The sequence below is a fragment of the Thauera aminoaromatica genome (genome assembly GCF_000021765.1).
Classification (GTDB): Bacteria; Pseudomonadota; Gammaproteobacteria; order Burkholderiales; family Rhodocyclaceae; genus Thauera; species Thauera aminoaromatica.
Map to the genome: position 1 here is coordinate 3,786,825 of NC_011662.2, position 16,167 is coordinate 3,802,991.

Annotated in this window: 9 protein-coding genes and 1 riboswitch; of the genes, 3 read left to right on the top strand and 6 right to left on the bottom strand. The window is 68.7% G+C overall.

Annotated elements, in window-relative coordinates:
• Positions 1 to 126: 126 nt before the first annotated feature.
• Positions 127 to 1,959: a carbonic anhydrase gene (locus TMZ1T_RS21630; protein WP_261789015.1), complete on the bottom strand. Its 1,833-nt coding sequence runs from the start codon at positions 1,957 to 1,959 to the stop codon at positions 127 to 129.
• Positions 1,960 to 2,056: 97 nt separating this feature from the next.
• A riboswitch (TPP riboswitch) is annotated at positions 2,057 to 2,152 on the top strand.
• Positions 2,153 to 2,223: 71 nt separating this feature from the next.
• On the opposite strand from TMZ1T_RS21630, the gene thiD reads away from it, so the two are divergent.
• The 3 genes from thiD (at position 2,224) to TMZ1T_RS16760 (ending at position 6,388) form a co-directional block, all read left to right on the top strand.
• The gene (gene thiD, locus TMZ1T_RS16750; RefSeq protein WP_187283007.1) at positions 2,224 to 3,039 is read left to right on the top strand and encodes a bifunctional hydroxymethylpyrimidine kinase/phosphomethylpyrimidine kinase; all 816 of its coding nucleotides are present in this window, start codon (positions 2,224 to 2,226) and stop codon (positions 3,037 to 3,039) included.
• Between the two features lie 173 nt (positions 3,040 to 3,212).
• Positions 3,213 to 5,132, top strand: a complete 1,920-nt coding sequence (gene thiC, locus TMZ1T_RS16755) for a phosphomethylpyrimidine synthase ThiC (RefSeq protein ID WP_012585957.1) — start codon at positions 3,213 to 3,215, stop codon at positions 5,130 to 5,132.
• 155 nt (positions 5,133 to 5,287) lie between these two features.
• Positions 5,288 to 6,388, top strand: a complete 1,101-nt coding sequence (locus TMZ1T_RS16760; protein ID WP_012585958.1) for an NAD(P)-dependent alcohol dehydrogenase — start codon at positions 5,288 to 5,290, stop codon at positions 6,386 to 6,388.
• 65 nt (positions 6,389 to 6,453) lie between these two features.
• On the opposite strand, the gene TMZ1T_RS16765 is transcribed toward TMZ1T_RS16760, so the two are convergent.
• From TMZ1T_RS16765 to TMZ1T_RS16785, 5 genes are all read right to left on the bottom strand, one after another.
• A complete protein-coding gene (locus TMZ1T_RS16765; protein WP_012585959.1) occupies positions 6,454 to 8,487 on the bottom strand; it encodes a sigma-54-dependent Fis family transcriptional regulator in 2,034 nt (677 codons plus the stop codon).
• A 385-nt stretch (positions 8,488 to 8,872) separates the two neighbouring features.
• Positions 8,873 to 10,885: an AMP-binding protein gene (locus tag TMZ1T_RS16770; protein WP_012585960.1), complete on the bottom strand. Its 2,013-nt coding sequence runs from the start codon at positions 10,883 to 10,885 to the stop codon at positions 8,873 to 8,875.
• 214 nt (positions 10,886 to 11,099) lie between these two features.
• Positions 11,100 to 11,603 carry an acetone carboxylase subunit gamma gene (locus TMZ1T_RS16775; RefSeq protein ID WP_012585962.1) on the bottom strand — a complete coding sequence of 168 codons (504 nt, stop codon included), beginning with the start codon at positions 11,601 to 11,603 and terminating at the stop codon, positions 11,100 to 11,102.
• A 23-nt stretch (positions 11,604 to 11,626) separates the two neighbouring features.
• Entirely contained in the window at positions 11,627 to 13,951 is a 2,325-nt protein-coding gene (locus TMZ1T_RS16780; RefSeq protein ID WP_012585963.1) for a hydantoinase B/oxoprolinase family protein, read from the bottom strand.
• A gap of 11 nt (positions 13,952 to 13,962) precedes the next feature.
• Positions 13,963 to 16,113 carry a hydantoinase/oxoprolinase family protein gene (locus TMZ1T_RS16785; protein ID WP_012585964.1) on the bottom strand — a complete coding sequence of 717 codons (2,151 nt, stop codon included), beginning with the start codon at positions 16,111 to 16,113 and terminating at the stop codon, positions 13,963 to 13,965.
• Between the last annotated feature and the right edge of the window lie 54 nt (positions 16,114 to 16,167).

Consider the following 16,167-nt stretch of genomic DNA (forward strand, 5'->3'; position numbering starts at 1 on the left):
GTGGCCATGATCGCCGACGCCCCGCCGGCGCACAGACCTTGCCCATCGCGGGTCGTTCCCGCCACCCGATCCGGCCTCCGGGGATCCTGAAGTGCGCAAATGGGGCTCTTCGCGGTCGGACGACGCTCAGCGCGACTCGAGCAGCGGCCGGCCGTTGGTCGGCTGGATCGGCCGGCCGTTGCGCGGGTACAGGCGGGCGAAGACGTCGAGCTGGTCCGCGGAGATCGTCACCGGCTGCTTCATCACCACCCACAGCACGTCCTCGGTACACGGCGGCATCGGCAACGAGCCGGTGTAGAGGTAGTGGCCCGGGTCGGCCGGCACCAGCGCCGGCAGGTCGAGCACGGCGTCGGGAACGAACTCGCGCCCGCGATCGAGCGGCAGGTTGTTCCACAAGGTCTGCAGCGCCGGGCTGGCGTCGCCGCCCGCCGACAGCAGCAGCGAGACGATCGCCATGCGGCCGTCATCGGCGCGATGCTGCAGGTAGATCGCCATGTCGTGCGCCATGCCGCCGACGCGATCCTGCGAGGGGCGGTGCAGGGTGAGGCGCTCGAGCGCGTAACGCACCCCACGCACGGTGATGCCCATGCCCTCGCCAACCTCGACCTGCAAGGTGTTGCCGGTATCGCGGATGCGGAAGCCGGTGCGACGGTAGTCGAAGCGCACCGGCGCGAGATCGACCGCGATGCCGTCGCGCAGGTCGATCGGAGACTGCCGCGTGCCCTCCTCGCAGAGCCGCCACTCGGGGCGCATGCGGCCCCAGTGCTGCGGACCGCGCTCGCCCTCGTAGCTCCACTCCGGCACCCCCGGGCCGAGGCGGGTGAGCTCGATGCCGGCCGCGCGCAAGGCCTCCTCGCGGGCCGACGCGGCGCGCTCGGGCGGCGCGGGAGTCGCGTCCGGCGATGCCGGCTGCGCTGCGGCGACGCGTTCCGGACCGGCGGGACGCGGGCGCGGCGGCGTCGGTCTTGCCGGCACGGCGGACGCGGCCCTGGCCGGGGACGCCTTCTCGCGTGCGCCCGCGCGCTCCGGCGCGACCGGCCGCTCCGGCGCTGGCGCCGCCTGGCGGGCCGGCACAGCCGCCTGCGGAGCGGGCGCAGCGCGCCCCTGCGCAGGCGGCTGTTCGCGCACCGGCGGCTTGGGGGCCGGCGCGGTCTTCGCCTCGGGCTCGGCCGTCGCCGACAACTTGGGCAGCGGCGGCAGAATGGACTTGCGAGAGGACTCGGGCGCCGCGGCGCCCTGACCGCCAGGCAGGAACTTGGCCGGGATCTCGACGTGGGTCTCGAAGGCGGGGGGCGCCGCGGCGGGCTGCTCACCGCCGGCACCGGTACGCACCACCTCGGCGGAGACGGACTCCGCGCTCGGCTGGCGCACGCTGCCGGACTGCGCGCGCGCAGACTCCGCGGGCTTCGCCGCAGGCGACTGCACGGCCGTGGCGGCGGCCGCGGCAGGGGGCGTCGAAACCGCCGCAGCCGCGGGCGCTGCGGCGCCCCCAGGGGCCGCCACCGCCGCCGGCTGCGCGCTCGCGATCCGGGCCGCCTCGGCCGCCATCTTCTGCAGCTCGACCGCCGAGGGCGGATCGCACACCTCGCGCCACATGCGCTCGTCCACCGTGTTGCGCGCCACCGCGATCGGCGCCTCGGCCGCCACCGGCTCCTCGCGCACGATGTTGTCGTCGGCATCGACATACACCCGCTTGACCGTGGCGAAGCTGCGGTTGCGGCAGTCGTAGCGGTTGAGCGCCTTGATCATGGCGTAGCCGGAGCGCTGCGCCTCCTCCGAGGTCAGCACCACCCGGCCCCAGGAGATCTTGGTGCCGGCGTCCGAGCGCAGGATGCTGCCGCGATCGATCTCGATGCGGCGGTCGCGGTCGCTCAGCACGAGCTGCCAGTCGGCGGCACAGGCCACGCCGGCGAGGTGGGCGAGCAGCAGGGCGAGGAGGAGAGGGCGCGGTTTTTTCATCGGCGTCGGCATGGCGTGGCGTTCCATCCAGCTAAACGACCACGAGGGCGGGATCTTGAGCGGCTTGCCACGCTAAAGTGCATACAGTATCTTCCTCCGCTCTCGTTGGGGGTGCCCGCCGCGCACGGGCTGAGAAACACCCTTGGAACCTGATCCGGCTCGCACCGGCGTAGGGAAACGTCCTTCATGAGTTCGTCCGCAAGCTCCGCTGCCACCGGCAGCGCCTCGTCCCGCTCTTCCGGGACGTCCTCCCGAATCCCGAACGTGGTCACCATCGCCGGCGTCGACCCGTCCGGCGGCGCCGGCGTGTTCGCCGACCTCAAGACGTTCAGCGCGCTCGGCGCCTACGGCTGTGGCGTGGTCGCTGCGCTCACCGCGCAGAACACGCAGGCGGTCACCGGCGTGCACGTGCCGCCCACCGACTTCCTGCGCCTGCAGATCGACACCCTGTTCGCCGACGTCGCCATCCACGCCACCAAGATCGGCATGCTCGGCAGCGCCGAGGTCACCACCACAGTGGCCGAGCGCCTCGCGCACTGGCAGGCGGCCAGGGTGGTGCTCGACCCGGTCATGGTGGCCAAGAGCGGCGACAGCCTGCTCGCGAAGAGCGCGATCTCGGCGATGCGCGAGGCGCTGTTCCCGCAGGCCTTCCTGATCACCCCCAACCTGCCCGAGGCTGGCGTGCTGCTCGAGCAGCGCGCGCCCGACACGGTCAAGGAGATGTACCGCGCCGCCGAGCGCCTGCGCGAGCTGCTGCCGCTATCCTCCGAGCGCTGGGTGCTGCTGAAGGGCGGCCACCTGCCCGGCAACGACCTGGTCGACCTGCTGTTCGACGGCGACCGCATGGTCGAGCTGCCCGCACAGCGCATCGATACCAAGAACACCCACGGCACCGGGTGCACGCTCAGCTCGGCCATCGCCGCGCTGCTGCCGCAGGCCGAAGGCCAGTTCCGCCCGGTCGAGACCGCGGTGCGCCATGCGCGCCAGTGGCTGCTCGGCGCGATCGCGCACTCGGGCGAGCTCGCGGTCGGCAGCGGGCACGGGCCGGTGCATCACTTCCACGCCTTGTGGAAGCGGTGACCCGAGACGCGGCGGAGACCCTCCCCGTGAGAGCGAGCCTGCCCGCGAAGATGGCCCGATCGATCACCCCATTCGCGGGCAAGCCCGCTCCCACGGCCGCTTGACGGCACCGGCAGCCCTGCGGCACGAACCGAACACCAGACCAAAACCCACAGCCTTCCCCAGGAGACAGCATGAACGCCAACGAAAAATTCATCGCCGCCAAGGCCCACGTCGACGAGGCCGCGATCGCCCCGCTGCCCAACTCGCGCAAGATCTACGTCGAGGGCTCGCGCCCCGACATCCGCGTGCCGATGCGCGAGATCTCGCAGGCCGACACCCCGGCCTCCTTCGGCGCCGAGCAGAACCCGCCGATCTTCGTCTATGACTGTTCGGGCCCCTACTCCGACCCGGCCGCGAAGATCGACATCCGCTCCGGCCTGCCCGCGCTGCGCCAGCAGTGGATCGAGGAGCGCGCCGACACCGAGCTGCTGCCCGACCTGTCGTCCGAATTCGGCCGCCAGCGCGCCGCCGACAAGAGCCTGGACGAGCTGCGCTTCCCCGGCCTGCACCGCAAGCCGCGCCGCGCCAAGGCCGGCGCGAACGTGTCGCAGATGCACTACGCGCGCCGCGGCATCATCACGCCCGAGATGGAATACGTCGCCATCCGCGAGAACCTCAACCGCGAGCAGTACATCGCCTCGCTGCGCGCCAGTGGCGGCCTCAAGGGCCAGAAGATGGCCGACATGATGCTGCGCCAGCACCCGGGCCAGAACTTCGGCGCCAGCCTGCCGGCGACGATCACGCCCGAGTTCGTGCGCGACGAGATCGCCCGCGGCCGCGCCATCATCCCCAACAACATCAACCACCCCGAGAGCGAGCCGATGATCATCGGCCGCAACTTCCTCACCAAGATCAACGCCAACATCGGCAACTCGGCGGTCACCTCCAGCATCGCCGAAGAGGTCGACAAGATGACCTGGTCGATCCGCTGGGGCGGCGACACGGTGATGGACCTGTCCACCGGCAAGAACATCCACGAGACCCGCGAGTGGATCATCCGCAACTCGCCGGTGCCGATCGGCACGGTGCCGATCTACCAGGCGCTGGAAAAGGTCAATGGCAAGGCCGAGGACCTGACCTGGGAGATCTTCCGCGACACCCTGATCGAGCAGGCCGAGCAGGGCGTGGACTACTTCACCATCCACGCCGGCGTGCTGCTGCGCTACGTGCCGCTGACCGCGAACCGCATGACCGGCATCGTCAGCCGCGGTGGCTCGATCATGGCCAAGTGGTGCCTGGCGCATCACAAGGAGAGCTTCCTGTACGAGCACTTCGAGGACATCTGCGAGATCATGAAGGCCTACGACGTGGCCTTCAGCCTCGGCGACGGCCTGCGTCCCGGCTCGATCTACGATGCCAATGACGAGGCGCAACTCGGCGAGCTCAAGACCCTGGGCGAGCTCACCGAGATCGCCTGGCGCCACGACGTGCAGGTCATGATCGAGGGCCCGGGCCACGTGCCGCTGCAGCTCATCAAGGAGAACATGGACCTGCAGCTCGAGTGGTGCAAGGAAGCGCCCTTCTACACCCTGGGGCCGCTGACCACCGACATCGCGCCGGGCTACGACCACATCACCAGCGGCATCGGCGCGGCCACCATCGGCTGGTACGGCACCGCGATGCTGTGCTACGTGACGCCCAAGGAGCATCTGGGCCTGCCCAACAAGCAGGACGTCAAGGAAGGCATCATCACCTACAAGCTCGCCGCGCATGCCGCCGACCTCGCCAAGGGCCACCCGGGCGCGCAGATCCGCGACAACGCGCTCTCCAAGGCGCGCTTCGAGTTCCGCTGGGAAGACCAGTTCAACCTCGGCCTCGATCCGGACAAGGCGAAGGAATTCCACGACGAGACCCTGCCCAAGGACTCGGCCAAGGTGGCGCACTTCTGCTCGATGTGCGGCCCGCACTTCTGCTCGATGAAGATCACCCAGGACGTGCGCGACTTCGCCGCCCAGCAGGGCATCGACGAGGCCGAGGCGCTGAAGAAGGGCATGGAGGTGAAGTCGATCGAGTTCGTGAAGAGCGGGGCCGAGGTCTACCGCAACGTCTGACCGGACGTACCGGGAGGGCCCGCGCCCGGCGCACGGCCCTCCCGCACTCAAGCTTTGACCCAGATCAAGTTCGCCAGCGTCATCCTGGTCCATAGTCTTCCTGGCCGTCCGCGCCTCATGGCGCGAACTCCCCTTCCCTTCCCAGGAGATGCCTCATGACTGCCATGATGAAAGCGACCGTTTTCGTCGCCCCCGGCCGTATCGAACTGGTCGACAAGCCGATCCCCGCGATCGGCCCCAACGACGCCCTGATCCGCATCACCACGACCACGATCTGCGGCACCGACGTCCACATCCTGAAGGGCGAATACCCGGTCGTGCCGGGCCTCACCATCGGCCACGAGCCGGTCGGTGTGATCGAGAAACTCGGCAGCGCAGTGCAGGGCTATCAGGAAGGCCAGCGCGTGATCGCCGGCGCGATCTGCCCCAACTTCAATTCCTATGCTGCACAGGACGGCGCCCCATCGCAGGACGGCAGCTACCTGATTCCGCTCCACCAATGCGGCGGCCACGGCTACAAGGCCACCGCCGGCTGGCGCTTCGGCAACCTGATCGACGGCACCCAGGCCGAATACGTGCTGGTGCCGGATGCCCAGGCCAACCTGGCGCCGATTCCCGACGGCCTCAGCGACGAGCAGGTGCTGATGTGCCCCGACATCATGTCGACCGGCTTCAAGGGCGCCGAGAACGCGAACATCAAGCTCGGCGACACCGTGGTGGTGTTCGCCCAGGGGCCGATCGGCCTGTGCGCCACCGCCGGTGCGCGACTGATGGGCGCGACCACGGTGATCGCCGTCGATGGCAACGACCACCGCCTCGGCATCTCCAAGGTGATGGGCGCCGACGTGACGCTGAACTTCCGCAACTGCGACGTCGTCAGCGAGGTCATGAAGCTCACCGGCGGACGCGGCGCCGATTCCGCGATCGAGGCACTCGGCACCCAGGCCACCTTCGAGCAGGCGCTGCGCGTGCTCAAGCCCGGCGGCACCTTGTCCAGCCTCGGCGTGTATTCGTCCGACCTGACGATCCCCATGTCGGCCTTCGCCGCCGGCCTGGGCGACCACCGCATCAACACCGCGCTGTGCCCCGGTGGCAAGGAACGCATGCGCCGGCTGATGAACGTGGTCGCCTCCCAGCGGGTCGACCTCGGCGTGCTGGTTACCCACACCTACAAGCTCGACGACATCGTTGCCGCCTACGAGCTGTTCGCCAACCAGCGTGACGGCGTGCTGAAGGTGGCGATCAAGCCGAACTGAGCGCCCAGCGCCGAATGCACCAGGGATCGGTCCGGACGCCCGACCGCCCCCTGGCGCGCAGCCTGCTAGCTGCCCCGGACCCGGCTGATGTCGGACTCCAGGCCGTACTGCTTCACCTTCTGGTACAGCGTGCTCTTGGCGATGTCGAGCTCGCGCGCTGCCTGTGTCAGGTTGCCCCGGGTGGCAGCGATGGCGCAGCGGATCAGTTCCGCCTCGCCGGTGGCGATGCTGCGTACGGCAGGCGTGGCGCCGCCAGCCGGCGCCGGGCCTGACGCCGGCACGCCCTGCTCCATCGCCAGCTCCGGCGGCAGGGCCTCGAGGCCCAGACATTCCCCCTCACCCATCAGCACCATGCTCTCGATCACGTTGCGTAGCTCGCGCACGTTGCCCGGCCAGGCGTAGGCGTCCAGGGTCGCCAGCAGTGCATCGTCGAGCCGGCGGGGGCCAAGCCGATGGCGCTCGCGGAACAACTCGACGAAGTGCGCAGCGAGCAGGCGCACGTCGCCGCGGCGCTCGCGCAGCGACGGGATGCGGATCGAGGTCACCGCGACGCGGTAGTAGAAATCCATGCGGAAGCGGCCGGCCGCCACCTCCTGTCGCAGGTCGCGGTGGGTGGCCGCGATCAGGCGGAAATTGACCTTGCGCGGCGTGTTCTCGCCCAGGCGGTAAATCTCGCCCTGCTCCAGCACGCGCAGCAGGTGTGGCTGCAGGTCGAGCGGCATCTCGCCGATCTCGTCGAGGAACAGCGTGCCGCCATTGGCCGCCTCGATCTTGCCCATCAGCCCGCCCTTGCGTGCGCCGGTGAACGCGCCCTCGACGTAGCCGAACAGCTCGCTCGCCAGCAGCTCGCGCGAAAGCCCGCCGCAGTTGAGCGCCACGTAGGGGCCGTCGCGGAAAGGGCTGGCCCTGTGGATGCCCTGCGCGAACTCCTCCTTGCCGACACCGGTTTCGCCCAGCAGCAGCACCGGCACGCGCGAGCGCGCGAGCTGGTCGGCCTTGCGCAGCGCGTCGCACAAGCCGACGTCAGCGGTGACGATGGAGGCGAAGCCGGCAGGCACCTGCGCCGAGCGCAGGTCGCGCGCGACGGCCGGCGCGGCGGCCAGGTCGCGCACCGGATCGCCCGCCCGCGCACGGCCGACCCGCGGCAAGGGCACGATCAGCAGCGTACCCAGGCGCTCGCCGCGTTCGCTCACCGGCACCAGCCATTCGACGCGCAGCCACGCCGGCAGCGGCTGGCTCTCGCCATCGAGGGCGAGCGCCGGGATGCGCCTTGGCGCGGCAAGATCGAGATCGGCGCCGAAGGCAGCAATGGCAGCCTGCGCGTTCTCGTTGGCCTTGAAGGGATAGCCGCGACGGTCGAACAGCACGATGCCGTCGGTGCCTCCGGCCCAGTAAGGCAGGGCCGCCTCGAGCAGGCGGTAGCGGCGCTCCATCTCGAGCATGGTCAGCCGGCTCTCGATGCGACTCGCCGTGGTGACGACCAGTGCCAGGCTGTGGCGGCTGTAGGTTTCCGACAGGCCGGACACATCCACCACGCCGAGGATCTCGCCGTCCTGCGGATGGCGGATCACGGTCGCCGAGCAGGTCCAGCGCTTGATGCCGGCACAGTAGTGCTCGGCGGAATGGATCTGCACCGGCTGGCCCACCGCGAGCGCGGTGCCGATGGCATTGGTGCCGCAGATGCGCTCGCTCCAGGACACGCCGGGCAGCAGGTGGATGGACTCGGCCGAACCCAGCGTGGGGTTGTCGCCTTCCATCGTCAGGATGGTCGAGCTGGTATCGGCGAGCGCCATCACGGTGCCGGTTTCGGCGAGGAAATCACGCGCACAGGCCATGACGGGCGCGCTCGCCTGCAGCAGCTCGCTATGGCGCAGCTTCATCGACGCCAGCGTGGCCTCGGCCACCGGCGGCGGTGCGCTGCGCTTGTCGGGGTCGACGTTGTGCTGCTGACAGCGCTGCCATGAACCGTCGATCAGGCCGCGCAGCGCATCGGACGGCCCTCCTCCGCCATCGAGGAAGCGCTCCCATGCAGCCATGACCACAGCATCGTTGCCGGGATCGGAAAACATCTGCCCATCGGGCGTCTGCGTCGTGCTCAAGTGTCTCCTCCTCGCGAAACGCGACACGGCGGGTCGCTATGTGCGACCGGAGGGTTGAGCCCCTGTCAGTACTGCCGCATCGGTTCCGATGTGCTGCTGTCGCCACGGATGAGGCGACAATCCGGCGCGATACCCTGCCAGACCGCGGCGCCCCCATCGCACCTCGACTTCAAGCATAGCAAAGGGAATGCCAAAAACCCCACTGGGCTCAGGGGGTCGGCAAGACAATCGCCACAGCCGGCAGACTCGGGGCCTGCGCAGGCATCGCCGTCTGCCCGAGCCGGAAGACGGGTCCGGGCGGAAGCGCGCCCAGCCGACGACCGTCCGATTTTCGTACGTCCGCCGCGCGGACGGCGTTCGAAAACCGGACGATTCAGCCGACGATTCAGGAGAGGGCCCCGGCCGGCTCTGCGCAGGCACGGATGGCATCGAGTGCGGCCGGGTCCTCCAGCGCGCTGAGGTCACCCAGGGGGCCGGCGAGGTAGGCGGCACGCACCAGGCGGCGCAGGATCTTGCCGTTGCGCGTGCGCGGCAGCGCCGCCGTACAATGCACGCGGACCGGCGCCAGCGCCTTGCCCAGGCGCTCGGCAACATGCTCGCGCAACACGCGCTCGCGCTCCGCCCACGCCTCGGGGCCCACACCCCCGGCCGCGGCTGCCAGCGTCACGAAGCACACCGCCGCCTCACCCTTCACCGGGTCGGGCACGCCGATCGCGACCGCCTCCCTGACCAGCGGATGGCCGACCAGGGCCGACTCGTACTCGGCCGGGCCGACGCGCTTGCCGGCGATCTTGAGCGTGTCGTCGCTGCGTCCCTCGATGAACCAGTGGCCGTCGGCATCCACCCGCGCCCAGTCGCCATGCACCCAGATGCCGGCAAAGCGCGACCAGTAGGTGTCGAGGTAGCGTGCGTCGTCCTGCCAGAAGCCGGCGGCCATGCCCGGCCACGGCGCGCGCAGCACGAGCTCACCGACCTGCGTGCCGGCGCCGCGCTCGGTGGCCGGGCCGGCGCGCAGGCTGCGCCCGCCGGCGTCGACCACGTCGGCCGCCATGCCCGGGATCGGCCCGGCAAAGCCGCAAGCCTTCTGTGGCAGGCCGGGGAAGCAGGCGAGGATGCCGCCGCCAATCTCGGTGCCGCCCGAGTAGTTGATGATCGGCCGGCGCCCTTCGCCGACGCGCTCGAACAGCCAGCGCCAGGGCACCTCGTTCCACGGCTCGCCGGTGGAGCCGAACACGCGCAGGCTGGCGAGCGCGCCCGCTGCCGGCAGCCCCGCCTCGCCCTCGCCCATCAGCAGACGGGCGAGCGTGGGTGACAGCCCGAGGTGGGTTAGGCGGTGGCGCTCGACGAGTTGCCACAGCCGATCGGGCCGCGGGTGGTCGGGCGTGCCCTCGAACAGCATCAGGGCGGCCCCGCGCAGCAGCGCACCGAACACCAGCCAGGGCCCCATCATCCAGCCCATGTCGGTAATCCAGCCGATATGCTCGCCGGCCTTCACGTCGAAGGCCATCATCATGTCCTGCGCCGCCTTCAGCGGAAAGCCGGCGTGGGTGTGGAGCACGCCCTTCGGTCGCCCGGTGGTGCCCGAGGTGTACAGGATCATCAGCGGCGCATCGGCTGCATGCGGCGCGGCGCCGGCCTGGGGCGCGCTGCGCGCGACGAGTTGCCGGTAGTCGATCTCGTTGCCGCGGGCGCCACCGCCCGCCGAGGCGGGCTGCACACCGCCGTCGCGTGCCACTAACAGCACCTGCGCGACCGCGGCACTGCGCGCGGCCGCAAGCCGCGCCTCGGCGAGCATGTCGACGCGCCGGCCGCGACGCAGGTAGGCGTCGGCGCACACGAGCAGCTTCGCGCCCGCATCCTGCAACCGGCTCGCCACGGCGTCGGCCCCGTAGCCCGAGAACAGCGGCATGGCGATGGCGCCGAGGCGGGCGCAGGCGAGCAACACGACCGCCGTCTCCGGCACCATCGGCAGGTAGATCGCGACCCGGTCGCCGCGCCCGATACCCAGCTCGGCGAGCCCGGTGGCGAGCCGGCGCGCCTCCTCATCGAGTTCGACGTAGCGGTATCGCCGCGTGCTGCCGTCGTCGCCCTCCCACGACAGCGCCAGGCGCTCGGGATCTTCGCGCGCGACGCGCCCGATCAGGTTGTCGTACAGATCGAGCTCACCGCCGACGAACCAGCGCGGCCACGCCGGCCCGGCGCTGCGCTCGAGCACCCGGCGGTAGGGGCGCGTCCAGCGCAGGGCGAGCGCCTCGGCGACCTCGGCCCAGAAGCGCTCCGGCTCCTCGGTGGCGCAGGCCTGCAGGCCGGCGAGATCGACGTGGCCGTAATCACGGATGAAGCGGGCGAGCCCGGTGTCTTCCCAGCGGCAGCCGTTGGCGAGGAGTTGTTCTGACATGTCTGTCCCCTCCTGCGGCTCAGGCCGCCTCCACAATGAGCTCGATCGCCTGCGCGCGCGCGGCGCCGGCCCTGCCTTTCCATGCCATGCGGCCAGGTCCCTGATGGACGAGCGCCTTCATCATCTTGTCGTCTCCGCAAAAAGGCCCCCGGACCGGAGCCGGGGGGTTGAACAGCGGGCCGTGGCACCCCACGGCCCGGGGGAGAAGCCCGCCTCAGTCGGCGCGCTCCGGCACCGGCAGACCGACCCAGTCCTTGTAGAAGGCCTCGATGTCGGGCTCGAAGTCATGGATCACCGGGTACCACGGCGTGGGCGCCTCGACGTCGTGCATCGTGCCGCAGCTGGGGCAGTAGTACTCGCGGTACACCTGCCACTGCGTGTCCGGCGCCATCAGCTTCGGATAGACCTCGGTCATCGCCTCCTCGGTGTCGCGCACGTACAGGGCGGCGTGCAGCTTCCAGTTCTCCCGGTAGTCGCCGAATGCGTGGCCGCAGTCGCACTGGGTGACCCACTGCTTGTGCGCGTTCTGCACGATGTAGAGGTGCGGCCCCAGCGGCAGCACGATGCGCTCCTTGAAGCTCACCTTGGCCTGCAGCGCCGCCAGGTACTGTTCGAAGCGGCTGTTGTCCTTGGGCATGGAGAGCATGCGGAAGGTGGTGTCCCAGTCGAGGCTGCCTTCCACGAGGTGGGCGACCTGCTCATTGGTGTAGGTGGTCATGGTCTGGCTCCTTGATTCCTTGATTACTCTTCGACCTGGACGACGGTGGTCACGTCGGGCAGCAGCGAGAGGTCCATGCGGTGCTTGGCGCCGTAGGACGGCACGCCCAGCTCTTCCTCGAGCAGTTGCCAGTCGTCCGGCAGGCTCCAGAAGTCCTTGAACTGCTTCGTGAACTTCTCCGACAGCGCGAAGCTGGTGGCGAACATGTGGCGCACCTGAACGGCGGCATGCTTGTTGAGGATGCGTTCGCGCTCCTCCTTCATCCATTCACGCGTGGGCAGCGCACGGGCCAGGCGCTCCTTGCGCATTTCGCCGCGGCGGGCCTGCGTCTTCGCGGCATCCACGGTAAACACGCCCTTTGCGTCCTCGGTGAAGACCGCGCCATAGACCTTCTGCGCGTACTCGGGCAGCAGAAACTTCTGGTTGAGGTCGTTCTCGATCGCCTTCGGCTCGCGATCGATCGGGTCCCCGAAGCCGGGGCCGCCGCGCAGGTAGTTCAGGTACAGGTCGTGGTTGTCGTAGCAGTCCTCGGTCGTCATGCACTGCTTGTCGCGCTTGACCACGGCGGTCGCGTCGATGTGGCGCTCGTAGTCGGGGCGCGTCGGGTCGAGATCGCCGCCCAGAGGCAGCGAGTCACCGATCGCGATGCGCTGCTCCAGTCCCGTCTTGTGCGCCTCGAAGCGATAACCGGTCGCAGACGGGTAGCCGCCCATCATGCCCCAGTCACTGTTCATGAAGCCGTTGCCCATGAAGAACATCGTCCAGTCCTGGGCGTTCCAGACCATGCGCAGCGTCTCGAAGCCGCAGCCGCCGCGGTACTTGCCGTAGCCTCCGGAGTTGGCCTTGACGTTGCGCCCGAGATACAGCAGCGGCTCGGCCATTTCCCAGATCTCGATGTCGCCCATGTCGCCTTCCGGATTCCAGATGGCTGCGGCGTGGTTCAGGCCGTCCTTGACGGCGCAGGCACCGGTGCCGCAGCTAGAGGCTTCGAAGGAGTTGACCGCGTGGATCTCGCCGTCCTGGTTGATGCCGCCGCCCTGCAGCCAGTTCGACGTGTTGGCATTGCCAGCATTCACCTCTTCCAGATATCCGCGGCTGAAGTAGGACTGGCTCAAACCGCGCCACAGTGCGGCCCAGCCCGAGACCAGGAAGTGCCAGGCATAAGCGTGGCCGGTGCGGCGGTCGTCCGGGTTGCACCACGTGCCCTTGGGCAGGCGGAACTCGGTCGCGTAGTAGGCGCCGTCATTGATGCGCTGGGTCGGCACCAGGGTCTGGCACATCATCACCCAGATTCCGGAGGTGAAGGCCACCTGGTGGGCATTGAAGGTATGCCAACCCCAGCGGCTCGCGCCCTCGAAGTCCAGCCTCCACTTGCCATCCGGCTTGATCGTCATCTCGCACGGCGAGTGCATGATCGAGTCGAGCTTGGCGAAGGCGTTCGACACCTGCACGTCCTCGTGCTTGTACGGCACATCGACGAAGGACACCTTGCGGTACTTGCCCGGAAGCGTCATCGCCTTGATGCGGCTCATCAGGCCGCGACGGCCTTCCTCGATGACTTCGAAGGCGAATTTCTCGTAGGCGTCGATGCCGTCGGCGCGGATCACGTCCTCGACCAGCTCGCGGATCATGTGGCAACCGGCGATGCGCGTCTTCTCGTCGAGGATCCAGTACTTCGGCGTGCGCACCGAGCGTTGCGACTCGTGCAGCCAGTCGCGCAGCGGCTCGTCGTTCACCCCGGTCTTGCGACAGGTGATCATGTAGCCGTCGCCGAAGCGCTGCGTCTGGCCGGTGGACATCGAACCCGGCGTCACCGCGCCGGTGTCGATCACGTGCGTCACTCCGCCCACCCAGCCGATCAGCCGCCCGTCCCAGAAGATCGGCACGATGGTCGCGATGTCGCACGGGTGCACGTTGCCGATCGAGCAGTCGTTGTTGGTGAACATGTCACCGGGGTTGATGCCGGGGTTGGCCTCCCAGTTGTTCTCGATCATGTACTTGATCGCCGCGCCCATCGTGCCGACGTGGATGATGATGCCGGTCGAGGTCAGCACGCAGTCGCCGACCGCGTTGTAGAGGGTGAAGCACAGTTCGCCTTCCTGTTCGACGATGGGACTGGCGGCGATCTTCTTCGCCGTCTCGCGCGCATGCACCAGGCCGCCGCGCAGCTTGGAGAACAGCTTCTCGTAGCCGATCGGGTCGCTGTCGCGGAACGCCAGCTTCTCCAGCCCGTTGTAATGGCCGCTGGCCTGGGTGCGCTCGATGATGCCGTCGCGGAACTGCTTGAGCGTCTGGCCGTTCTTCAGCAGGTCGGCAAAGCCGACTTCCTTGCTTGTCATCATGTTCATGTCAGGTCTCCTCAATTCACTTCTTTGAGATGGAACAGGCGGTGCTTGTCGACCCGGGTCTCGAAGCCGTCGGGCACGACGAAGGTGGTGGCGTCGGACTCGATGATCGCGGGGCCGACGATGTGGTTGCCCGCCTTGAGCGCCTCCATCTTGAAGAGCCTGGCATCCACCCACTTCTTGTGGCGGTAGAACGGACGGGTGCCGAGCCAGGCTTCCTTCGGCGGCGTCGGGCCGCAGTCCGCGTCTTCCGGCAGTACCGGCTTCTGCGTCACCACCATCCCGCGCAGGATCGCGCCGGTAATCGAGAAACCCAGTTCTGGCGAACGCGCCGAGTTGGCATAGACGCGGCCGTAGGTGTTCTCGAACGCCTCGATGATCTGGTTCCAGTCGGCCGCCGTCGCCGCGGTGGATACCGGCGACACGATCTCGAGGTCGTTCAGCTGCCCCATGTACTGCATCTTGTAGCCGGGCATCAGCAGCACGTCTTCCGGCTTGTAGCCATTGATGACGAACTCGTCGATGACCTTGACCGCCAGCTCTTCCCACGCGTCCTGCAGGCTCGCGCACGCCGCAGCCTTCTCCGCGTCGCTCGCGAACTGGGCGACGCCGAGGTCCACCGACTTGTCGTAGCGATACTCGAAATCCGCGCAGGCGCAGCCGAAGGCCGAGAAGCCGGCCGCCCAGGCGGGCACGACGACGTCCTTGAAGCCGACGCCTTCGGTGTAGCCGTAGGTATGCACCGGGCCCGCTCCGCCGTAGGAGAAGCAGGTGAACTCCGCCGGGTTGTAACCCTTGGCACTGATGTTGGCGCGCAGGTATTCGGAGAGCGTCAAGTCCAGCAGTTCGATCACGCCGGCCGCCGCATCTTCGACCGACAGGCCCAGCGGATCGGCGATCTGCGCCTTGATGTGATCTCGGGCACGCTGCACGTCGAGCTTGATCGCGCCGCCGAGGAAGTTCTCCGGGTTCAGGTAGCCCAGCACCACGTGGCAGTCGGAGACGGTGACGGTATCCAGCCCGCTCTCCGGCCAGCAGGTGCCGACGCGGTAGCCGGCGCTGTCGGGGCCGAGCTTGATCGACTTGCTGTAGGGATCCAGGCGCACGAAGCTGCCGGCGCCGGCACCCACCGAATCCATCGCCACCAGCGGCAGGGACAACACCAGGCGGGCCATGTCGGGGTCGGACTTGATCGCGAAGTTGCCCTTGGTGATCAGCGCCACGTCGAAGCTGGTGCCGCCGATGTCCGAGCAGGCGATGTTCTCGTCGCCCAGTGTCTCACCCAGCAGCTTGGAGCCGATGACGCCGCCGATCGGGCCGGAGACGATGGTGCGGGCCAGCTCCTTGGCCTTCCAGCTGATGGTGCCGCCATGGGTGGCCATCACCCGCAGGTCGAACTTGGCGCCGTGCTTCTTGAAGCGGTCGCTCACCTTCTTGAGGGTCTGGCGCGAGGGCTCGGCGCCGTAGGCCTCCAGGATGGTGGTGTTCATGCGGTGGCTTTCCTTGCGCGACGGGTAGTAGTCCACCGAGGCGAACACCGGAATGTCGGCACCGAGCCGCTGCAACTCGTCCTTCACCAGGTCGCGCGCACGCTGCTCGCTGGTCTCGTTCTTGTGCGACTGCAACAGGCAGATCACGATCGCCTGCGAGCCCGCTTCGACCAGTTCGCGCGCCGCCTGGCGGACCTCGTGCTCGCGCAGGGGAATCACGACCTTGCCCTGCACGTCGGTGCGCTCGGTCACGCCGCGGGTACGCGACACCGGCACCAGGGGCTCGTCGTAGCGGTGGGTATTGAGGTGGATGCGGTCTTCCAGCGCATAGCCGAGGTAGCTCTGCAGCGCGCGGCCCATGGAGTGGATCTGCTCGAAGCCGCGGTTGCAGATCAGGCCGACGTCGAGGCCCTTGCGGCTCAGGATGCGGTTGAGCATCGCGGTGCCGGAATAGACGCAGGTCGCCAGCTCAGGGTAGACCTCGTCGACGTCGCGCCCCCAGTGGGCGAGCGCGTCCTGCGAGGAGTTGAAGATGGCGAGCGATTCGTCCGCCGGATTGCTCTGCGCCTTGCCGACGACGAAGCGGCCGTCGTCGCGCACGAAGAAGGTGTCGGTCATCGTGCCGCCGGCATCGATGCCCATCACCTGTACGCGTGCTGCGGTCTGTACTTGCATGGTTGTCTCCGTTCCTTCTGGTTGGATGAACGCCTGGTGCATCTGGCACCAATG

Coding starts and splice junctions, on each gene's coding strand:
- TMZ1T_RS21630 (WP_261789015.1), bottom strand. CDS start 1,959: ATGAAAAAACCGCGCCCTCTCCTCCTCGCCCTGCTGCTCGCCCACCTC.
- thiC (WP_012585957.1), top strand. CDS start 3,213: ATGAACGCCAACGAAAAATTCATCGCCGCCAAGGCCCACGTCGACGAG.
- TMZ1T_RS16760 (WP_012585958.1), top strand. CDS start 5,288: ATGACTGCCATGATGAAAGCGACCGTTTTCGTCGCCCCCGGCCGTATC.
- TMZ1T_RS16770 (WP_012585960.1), bottom strand. CDS start 10,885: ATGTCAGAACAACTCCTCGCCAACGGCTGCCGCTGGGAAGACACCGGG.
- TMZ1T_RS16775 (WP_012585962.1), bottom strand. CDS start 11,603: ATGACCACCTACACCAATGAGCAGGTCGCCCACCTCGTGGAAGGCAGC.
- TMZ1T_RS16780 (WP_012585963.1), bottom strand. CDS start 13,951: ATGAACATGATGACAAGCAAGGAAGTCGGCTTTGCCGACCTGCTGAAG.
- TMZ1T_RS16785 (WP_012585964.1), bottom strand. CDS start 16,113: ATGCAAGTACAGACCGCAGCACGCGTACAGGTGATGGGCATCGATGCC.